Source organism: Pseudomonas putida (assembly GCF_028682635.1).
Taxonomy (GTDB): Bacteria; Pseudomonadota; Gammaproteobacteria; order Pseudomonadales; family Pseudomonadaceae; genus Aquipseudomonas; species Aquipseudomonas putida_AE.
Map to the genome: position 1 here is coordinate 1 of NZ_JANHLK010000056.1, position 8,546 is coordinate 8,546.

Below are 8,546 nucleotides of genomic sequence, written 5' to 3' on the forward strand. Positions count from 1 at the left end.
GCGCGGTACTCCAGGCGATCCAGTTCGCGGGTCAGGTCATTCAGGGCGAGGAATTGTTCGTCACTGGTTGATGATTGTTGCAGGGTCGCCAGCGACGTCTGCACCTGGGCGATGTGCACGCGGTTGGTGGCGAAGGACAGCAGCATGCCGGCGCTCCACGCCAGTGCCAGGGCGAGCATCAGGGCGTAGCAGATACGGACGGGGTGACTACGCAAGCGGCGACAATAAATGGATTGTTCGTTGAGCACACCGTGCCAGACCGGGTCTACCGGCCAATAGTGTTTCGGATCCGGGTGATTGCCTGACTGCACCGGCAAACTGAACCATAACCCGCGCAACGGCACTCCCCGGACCAACTCGCCAAACAAAGGCGCCATAGCCTGCCGCCAGCGGGCAATACCGTCCACCTGCAGATCGCGGGACAGACGCAACAGGAAATCATGCTGCATCAGATGGCGCATCTGCTCCAGGCCTTCCTGGCGCAAGGGTTCGATCAATTGGTTCAGGCGAGTATCCAGTTCGACGGCAGTGACCCTCGCAGAAAGCGAGCAACCCACCGGCTGCGTCTGACGCGTGGACTGGTCCCATTGACTGTTGCAGACTTGCCACAGGTGCAAGGGCAGCTGCCAGCGCAACACACGAGACAGCGTCCGCAGATTGCGCACCCCCTCCCCCATCGCGCTGACGTCACCGACCTGCTCCTTGCTGAGAGCCCAGACCACCCCATCCAGCCCACGCCAGCGCACAAGGCGACGGCACTGTTGAAGGACTGCGTCAGAGGGCTCGGTTTGCACGCTGCCGCCCCAGATCAGGACAGTGTTCTGCGCGTCGAGCCAGTTCTCAGAGCCCAGATTGGGGGCAATGGCCTTGATTTGTTCCGGTTCGCCAACGACCAGCAGCAGGCGGACTTTGCGATGCCATAAATAGCCGTGTTGTTCTCGCAGATAATGTCCGACAGACTTCCTGGCGCGCCGACTGTGATCTGCCCAAGAGAGGGGCATTGCAATTTGTTTATACGCTTGTGAGAAATAGTCCAGCGCAGCCAGCTTCCTGATACCTACGACTCCAATGCTATCGAGCAGCAGGACAACCAGACACACTACGAGCAACGCTGCCGTCCATTTCAGACGCTCAGTATCACCGGCCACAGAAAGGATGGGGTTGTCGACCCAAACCAGTAATCCCCCGATAACAAACAGACAAAGGACCACAATCCATACACTGACTTGCTTGCTCATAACTAATCCTTGATCCGGGTCATACCGTCGGTTGAACAACGCACCATTGCGCCGATTGATCCTGCAACATGACGAGCTGGGGCTTACGATCCGACGCGGCTTGCTCACTGGCGACAATGAGCGAAATGTTGCCAACCGCACTGGCCGGCAAACCAAAGGAATCATCCAGCACTTGCATGCTGTCGATATCGACTGGGTGTTCGGCAACAGTCATGGCACGCCTCACGTCGTTGAAAAGATTGCGGGGCACCTGAGTACGCCAGACAAAACAGGGCTTGCATCTTTCATCAACTCGCCCCCACAGGAGCGCGTCCTGTAAGGCGGTGGTTTCGGTCGTCATCAGAACAGGCCGATGCACCCATGCCATCGGGGCAAGCTGGTGCCGAGTACAGAACTCAGATGGGGCAAGCAGCACGGCACTGACAGACTCAGCCTGGTCCGCGACGGGCGCTTGAAACACATTGATTTCCAACGACAGAGCAAGGGCAAACGGCTCGGGCTCATCCAGCCACGAGTCCAGCCAGAGCAATCCATCGGCACCATCACCTTCGGCAAACACCACATGATCAGGCACCATCTGGTCGGTGGAACATGCGCGCCACAGCGACAAGATCTCGGCATCGGAGAGCACCTGGTTGTGCCTGATGCGCAGCCGAAGCGGCGCTAAGCCTGCAAAGCGCTGCAATTCCCCACCGAAACCAACGAACACCTGTTCCAACAACTTGGCCAAGCGCCGCTCGTAGTCTTTTTTTGAATGGTTTTGCGTTTCAGGCACCAACTGACTCAAGCGCAACGTCGTCAGCCACTGCTTCAGATAGACAGGTTGCAGCGGCTTGATACCGTTGCGAAGTGCCCTAGCAAGCTGGGCAATACCGGCAGGCGTGCAATAGGATGTGGCCAACACGGCAATTGCGCGCTGCCCATGCTGGATCAACGCTTGCGCCTGCTCCGCCCGGCTCTGGTTCCAACTCTGAGCAAACTGCTGTTGCCGCTCATAGGCCAACAACCGAAACGCAAAGAGCAGCAGCCCGCAGACCACTGGGAAAATCACGGCACAGCACCAAAACCACAGTGTCATCCGCTGCAAGTCGGCAGGCCACAGCAGCACAACCAGGCTTGCACCCAGCAGCAAGCACAGGAGAGTAAAAAGGCACCAGCGACCCTTGCGAGGCGGCGGCGATAGGGTAATTTGCTCGGGCAAAGCCCGAAGATCGACTGGCACGTTATGCCCTCCTTGCCTGGTGCAGTGGGGTTATCAAAGTGCACTTAACAGCTACCAATGCCTTCACCAGAAAACTCCTTATACTCAATATTCTACGAGCAACACTCTGACTAGCCGTGACCAATGCGCGCCCACTGATTTACATTGAATATCATCGGTAACGCGAATCACCGAAGGATTATTTGGTAGCGCTCTCTTACTTAACTCACTGGGTTTTGACTATTAACCACGCAGCGAACAGTTTTAGAACTCAAATGAACCACACCATTGTTCATTTCATATCCGTGAGGGTCAGCTGCGGTTCTATGCACGTTCACTCCCCCACCCCAAATAGGGTTGGCAAAATCTTGACCTCGTACAACTTTTGTCTCTCGCCCAAAATAGTCCTTAAATCTTGGCTCTTGCGGCCCTTGGGGATCTTCTACTGGTGAGTATTGATAATAGTTAGGATCATACCAATCTTGAACCCACTCCAGTCCATTGTCAGACATGGCGTACAGTCCTAGGGGATTCGGCGGAAACCTGTCTACAGGCAAGGGAGTAAAATACTCTGTCTTCCATCCCATTTCTTTGGCAAAAGCTTCACGATCCCAGGAACTGGAAATATTAATACCTCTTGGGCCATCATGTTCTGTTACAGGTCGGCGATCTGTTTTATAGGTACCATCATTTGTGGCCACCATTAGAAATCGCCCGCGACTTCGCGCCGCGTATTCCCATTGGGCTTCCGTCGGCAATGCAAACGGAATATTGCTGACCTGCGCCAGCCATGCACAATATTGTTCTGCTTCATACCAGTCCATATGAGCCGGCGTAGTGGGCTCTGCATTGATATCAATCCAGTTTTCTTGATTTCCGTCATCCACACTTCTCAACTTTAACCCCTTATAATCCAGGTAAAACTGAAAGTTCTTGTTTGTAACTTTAAATTTGTCAATTGAGTAGCTACTCAGCCTTACCTTATGAAGCGGCTTACTGTCCTCATCACCATCATAGGGCAATCTTCCCGGTCCGTATTGCGAGCCAAAGTCACCCATCAAAAACTCCCCACCTTCGACAAACACCAGGTTGCGTTTAATTGCTTTAACGAACTGATCGACCTCATCGGAATTGATTTCAACCACGGAAGCATCTGTCAACTTCGCTGATTGATCACAGCCTGCAAGAATCGACAAGCAGAGAAAAATCAGATTGAGATTAGTATATTCATTCTGGCTATATCACTGGTTCTGAACTGTTAACTGCACAGCGGGCGGTTTTAGCAATCAATACAACGAGACCTTTGTTTTTTACGTAACCATACGGCTCTGCTTTGGTCCGATGCACGTTCACTCCTCCCCCCCAAGCGGGATTGGCATAACTCTGACCACGCGCAACTTTCATGTCGCGCCCGTAATAATCCTTGTACACAGGCTTTTTGGGTCCCTGAGGATCCTTCACCGGCGAGTATTGGTAGTAGTTGGGGTCATACCAATCCTGAACCCACTCCAACCCATTGTCGGACATCGCATACAACCCAATCGGGTTGGGCGGAAATCTGTCTACAGGCAGGGGGGTCACTTCCGCGGTTTTCCAGCCCATCTCTTTGGCAAATGCTTCTCTGTCCCAGGAAGTCGATATATTGATGCCTCTGGAACCATCGAACTCTGTCGAAGGGGCACGAGTAGCCTTGTAGGTTCCATCATCCGTGGCCACCATTAAAAACTGACCACGGCTCCGTGCGGCATATTCCCACTGTGCTTCTGTCAGTAATGCGAAAGGTAAATCAGTAATACTGGCCAGCCAGTTGCAATACCGTTCCGCCTCGTACCAATCCATATGGGCAGGATTATCAGGCATGGAGTTAATTTCCTCCCAGGTGCTTTGATTCCCCCCACCTATAACCCTTAACGCCAAATCGTTGTACCTCAAGTAAAACTGAAAATTCTTGTTGGTGATTTTAAATCTATCAACCGAATAGCCACTCAACTCTACCTTATGCAATGGCTTACTATCCTTATCACTATCATAGGGTAATTTTTCCTTCCCATACAACGAGCCATAGTCCCCCATCCAGAATTCTCCACCCTCGATAAAAACCAGATCATCCTTCACTGACCGAACAAATTGTTCCAATTCAGTCGAAGAAACCTTCGCCTGATATTTTTCCGAAAAACTAATTGCCTGATCACAGCCAATCAGAGCCAGAGGCACAAAAAAACAAACTGCCAATCTTATAATACTCATCATAACTCCTGAAGCTAAGCCAGCTGATCGGAATCTATATTGCACGGACCAAATGTGCATAACCTGGGATAATGCAAGTTAGGCAGATCATTGAACAGATAATGTTCACTATCGTTCATGGCCAAAGCGTAGCCCCAAGCAATGTCGTTTTTCAAACGATCATAGACTGCTGCCAACTCATCGTGGGCCCTGGATCTGGCCTTATGAAAGTCCCTTTCCCGGTTGAATCCTTCTTGAAGGAAGTCAATTAGTTGCTGCTCTTGCTGCTTTATGACGACAGGCTCATCACCTTGGGCCAAACTGGTGCCGTCCGGGGTCATGCGACACAATACTTTGCCCCATTCGGCCTGTGTCTGGATGCTTCTCAACACGCAACTCACTGCGTCTTTACGATCTTTATAAATGTCAGGAATCAAACCATCGCCGCGGTTTTCAAGATCCAAGTGATCCCATATGCCATGACGAGTCAAAAGGTACAATAATATCCCCTTAGCTTCAGGGGTATATCGCAGCAAGTCTTGCCGACGGGAAATAACGTTTTTTGCGAGTTGATTGCGCCGCTTGGAGGACTCCAGATTTGTTTTATTTTTATTCGCAACAATGTCTATAAAATCGAAAAAATCACTCCGAATAGAGTCAACACTATCCTCAACTTTTCCATAACCCTCATATAGGTTATTCCTTACATCATCCATACGCATAACGCAATATCGACTGTAAGTCGCAAATGCGTCTTTCGCCACCAACTCAAAAAAACTGTAATTCAACCGATACAACTGATAAATCAGCCAAGTCCCAAACTCCACAATCGTTTCAACACCCACCTCGCAAATCAGTCCACCCTTGGCCCCCAAACCCCAGCACAAACTGGCGGCCACATGAAAGCAGAACCGGCCATTGATAAAAGTGCAGTGAAACTTGCCACCGATACCGGCGCCCATCAGGCCGGAGACGCTGCTGCTGATCGTGCAGAAATCAGTGAACTCAGCGGCTTTACCCACAATGCCCTCAGGGCGGCCTTCCATGCCCGGTGGTGGCGTGGGTTTGAGCCATTGCAGGCCGCCCGTGAGGCTGCCTTCGGCGCGAACGCCGGCGAAAGCTTCGCCGGAGAGTTGCAGGCCTTCGTCCTCTTCGGCCATTTGCTGGTGGAACACCGCTCCGCGCGACCGGCGATTGTAGAAGCGCGGCAAGCGGCCGCCGGGTTGTCCGGCAAGCAGTTGGCGATCGCCTTTGACCACCACCTGCGACTGTTCCTCCAGCAGCACCGAAGCACCGATGAAGCCACTCAACGCCGGGGTTACGTACAGTCTTAGCAGGCCCATGTCGAAGACCTGTCCCTGGCTGCCGGTGTAAGACAGTGACCAACCCAGGCGGTCCGGCACGTAGGCGGTCAGGTTGACCGTGCCCGAGGCCAGGGTCAGGCTGGCCTTGGCCTCGCCCTTGATGGACGCTTGGCCCTGCTGCAGATCGAATTCGGCATTGGCCCCGAGGTTGGAGGCAAAACGCATGAACTGCGCACCGCCGGACACATCGACGTTGGCGCTCAGCGCTTTGCTCTCGCCCTGCAGACTGTTGTTCCAGCTTTCTGCCCAGTCAAACAGCACGACGTCTCTTTTCAGTTCGTCCAGATCGAAATCCGCGCCGCTCCACTTGAGGACATCCTGGAGTTCAAGCTTTAATTTGGGCCACTGCAAGGTGCTCAGTTGCTGGGTGAGTTTTTGCGTATCAATGCGGACGTTGCCGTTGTTGTCCTTGCTGTAGATGCTGGCTGTGGCCGATGCCTTGTCCTTGCCTTTGAGCGAGACGGTGTGCAGTTTTCTACCGTCCTGGGTGCTGGTGAAATAGCCTTTTTTGACGTAGACATAGGGTTTCGATTTGCCCCGGCGTTGGTTTTTCACCTTTTGACCCGCGAGCGGAACAAGTTCGACCACATCGTCATAGCTCATGCCGGTTTGCGAAAACTCGCCCAGTTTTAATTGCAGTGCCTTTCTTTTACTTTCCAGCTCGCTCTCTGCCATTAACAGCGCCATGCTGTGGCGGTCCGCTTCAACGGGTGCCAATATCGCGCTGGCGCTGGCAAGGCCATAGGTTTCCAGCACACTCGAATAATGGGCATTGGCCTGGTGAAACTGATCCATGCGAAAGCTCATTTCGCGCCAGTGGTATTCAAATTCACCTGCTTGATGGTCGGCGATGAAGACCAGTTCCTCGGTTTTCGGGCGGAAATAGCACTGGACGGAGTCACAGTACGCCACGACGACGGAGCCCTGCTTGCAGCTCTGGGTTTCGGCCAGTATGTATTTGTCCTTGCTCATATTTGCAGGCTCCACGGTCATTCCAGCGATAGTCGTATGTTTTGTGGGTTAATGCCGTGATGTTGCTGGGTGTAGCCGTTTTCATCGGTCACTCCCCGTACAACGCTGCCATCGGCGGCTTCAATTTCATAAGCCTGATAGGGCACGGGCTGGCCGTTGGTTTTGTCCTTGAGCTGGAATCCGGCGTGCATCGGATCTGTAAAGACAGGGTCTTGCGGCACCACCGCGGCCAAAGCCTCTTCAAGCGAAGCGGAAGCACCCCAGTTGATGATTCCATCCTTGAATTTGACGAAGACGCCACGACTGAGCAGGGTGATGCCGTTCTGCGCGTTGAGGATCAGTTCGCCATTCACGCTGGTGATCGTCAGACCCTTGTCCGCTAGCAGGCTCGACATCGCTCTGCGCCTGGATGTCCACCGCCCCACGTGCGGCAAACAGCTTGAGCCCCAATTTGCTGGCGAACAGGCTGATAGCCTCGCCTGCCACTGCGCGCAAGCTTTTGCGAGCGCTGATATCGAGGCTTTCACCCGCGGTGACGGCGAGGGTTTGCTCAGCCGACAACTGAATATTGGCGGGCGTGGTCAGTGCAATTCCCGCAGGGGCCGAGGCGATCATGCCCGCCTCCTTGAGACGGACCAGCGCCTCCTTCAATCCCTGTTGCGATTGCATGTCTGCTGGCAGTGCACCCGATGCAATAGCGCTCTCGGTCAAGCTACTGACCAGTTGCAGCGCGTTGTTCAGCTGCGCCAGGGCTTCATTCATGTCGAGCATGTCGCCTTGCGCTTTCGGTTGTTTGTCAGCACTGATGAACAGCCCCTTACCTGCCCGGATGGCGCCATGACCATCGCTCCTCAGCTCAAACCCTTCCCCCCGCTTCTGCTTCTGCGCATCCACCAGATGCCCCAGGTTCAACTGGCTCTTGCCACTGTGTTCAGTGCTGAGCTTGACGTGCTCCTCGCCGCGGTTGTCCTCCATGCGCAGCTTGTTGTTCGCCGGGGTGCGCAGCACGTTGCGGGTGTAGTCGCGTTTGCGCAGGGTCACGTGGTCCGGGTGGTCGCTGTCGTGCAGGGCGTGGGCGATGTAGGGGCGGTCGGGGTCGCCCTGTTCGAAGGCGATGGCCACTTCGGTGCCGCAGATCAGCGGCAGGTGCAGGCCGTGGGTGTCGCCGGCGTAGGGGCGTGCCTGGCGGAGCCACATGCTTTCCTGGCCGAGCTTCCAGGGGTCGCGATCGAAGAGGAAGTTGACCTTGTAGCGGCCTTCGAGGTCGATTTCGGCGTAGGGGTCGTTGGCTTTGCCGCTGGTGACGCGGGCCGGCAGGGTGCCGGCGACGATCGGTTTGGGCGGGACCGGCGGGCGGAAGCAGACCATTTCCGCGTAGGGGATGGCCTCGAAATGCACTTCGATACTGCGGTCGCGGGCGGCGCGGGTGTGCAGGCCGGTGATCACCGCGCCGGGGGTAAAGGCCTGGGGCGCGCCGGCGATTTTCAGCACCTGCCCCGGCGTCAGAGTGGCGCTGCTGCTGGCGCCGCTGAGGTGGGTCTGGCT

The 8,546-nt window shown here is 54.6% G+C and carries 6 protein-coding genes and 1 pseudogene; all 7 read right to left on the reverse strand.

Annotation, left to right across the window (positions count from 1 at the left end; translation table 11 throughout):
- A pseudogene (locus NPS56_RS30650) lies at window positions 1-1,238 on the reverse strand (ImcF-related family protein); the annotation flags it as partial.
- Window positions 1,239-1,257: 19 nt separating this feature from the next.
- Complete coding sequence (locus tag NPS56_RS30655) at window positions 1,258-2,460, reverse strand: hypothetical protein (RefSeq protein WP_274078122.1); 1,203 nt, start codon at window positions 2,458-2,460, stop codon at window positions 1,258-1,260.
- A 200-nt stretch (window positions 2,461-2,660) separates the two neighbouring features.
- Window positions 2,661-3,584: a formylglycine-generating enzyme family protein gene (locus NPS56_RS30660; protein WP_274078123.1), complete on the reverse strand. Its 924-nt coding sequence runs from the start codon at window positions 3,582-3,584 to the stop codon at window positions 2,661-2,663.
- A gap of 91 nt (window positions 3,585-3,675) precedes the next feature.
- Window positions 3,676-4,686 carry a formylglycine-generating enzyme family protein gene (locus NPS56_RS30665; RefSeq protein WP_274078124.1) on the reverse strand — a complete coding sequence of 337 codons (1,011 nt, stop codon included), beginning with the start codon at window positions 4,684-4,686 and terminating at the stop codon, window positions 3,676-3,678.
- A 14-nt stretch (window positions 4,687-4,700) separates the two neighbouring features.
- A complete protein-coding gene (locus tag NPS56_RS30670; RefSeq protein ID WP_274078125.1) occupies window positions 4,701-7,001 on the reverse strand; it encodes a hypothetical protein in 2,301 nt (766 codons plus the stop codon).
- 17 nt (window positions 7,002-7,018) lie between these two features.
- Window positions 7,019-7,354 carry a hypothetical protein gene (locus NPS56_RS31490; protein WP_425313657.1) on the reverse strand — a complete coding sequence of 112 codons (336 nt, stop codon included), beginning with the start codon at window positions 7,352-7,354 and terminating at the stop codon, window positions 7,019-7,021.
- The coding region (locus NPS56_RS30675; protein ID WP_425313658.1) for a DUF2345 domain-containing protein at window positions 7,242-8,546 on the reverse strand (1,305 nt) is incomplete at its 5' end. The genes NPS56_RS31490 and NPS56_RS30675, both read right to left, overlap by 113 nt.

Bases quoted from the DNA above. Each gene is read 5' to 3' on its own strand.
- NPS56_RS30665 (WP_274078124.1), bottom strand. From the start codon at position 4,686: ATGAGTATTATAAGATTGGCAGTTTGTTTTTTTGTGCCTCTGGCTCTG.
- NPS56_RS30670 (WP_274078125.1), bottom strand. From the start codon at position 7,001: ATGAGCAAGGACAAATACATACTGGCCGAAACCCAGAGCTGCAAGCAG.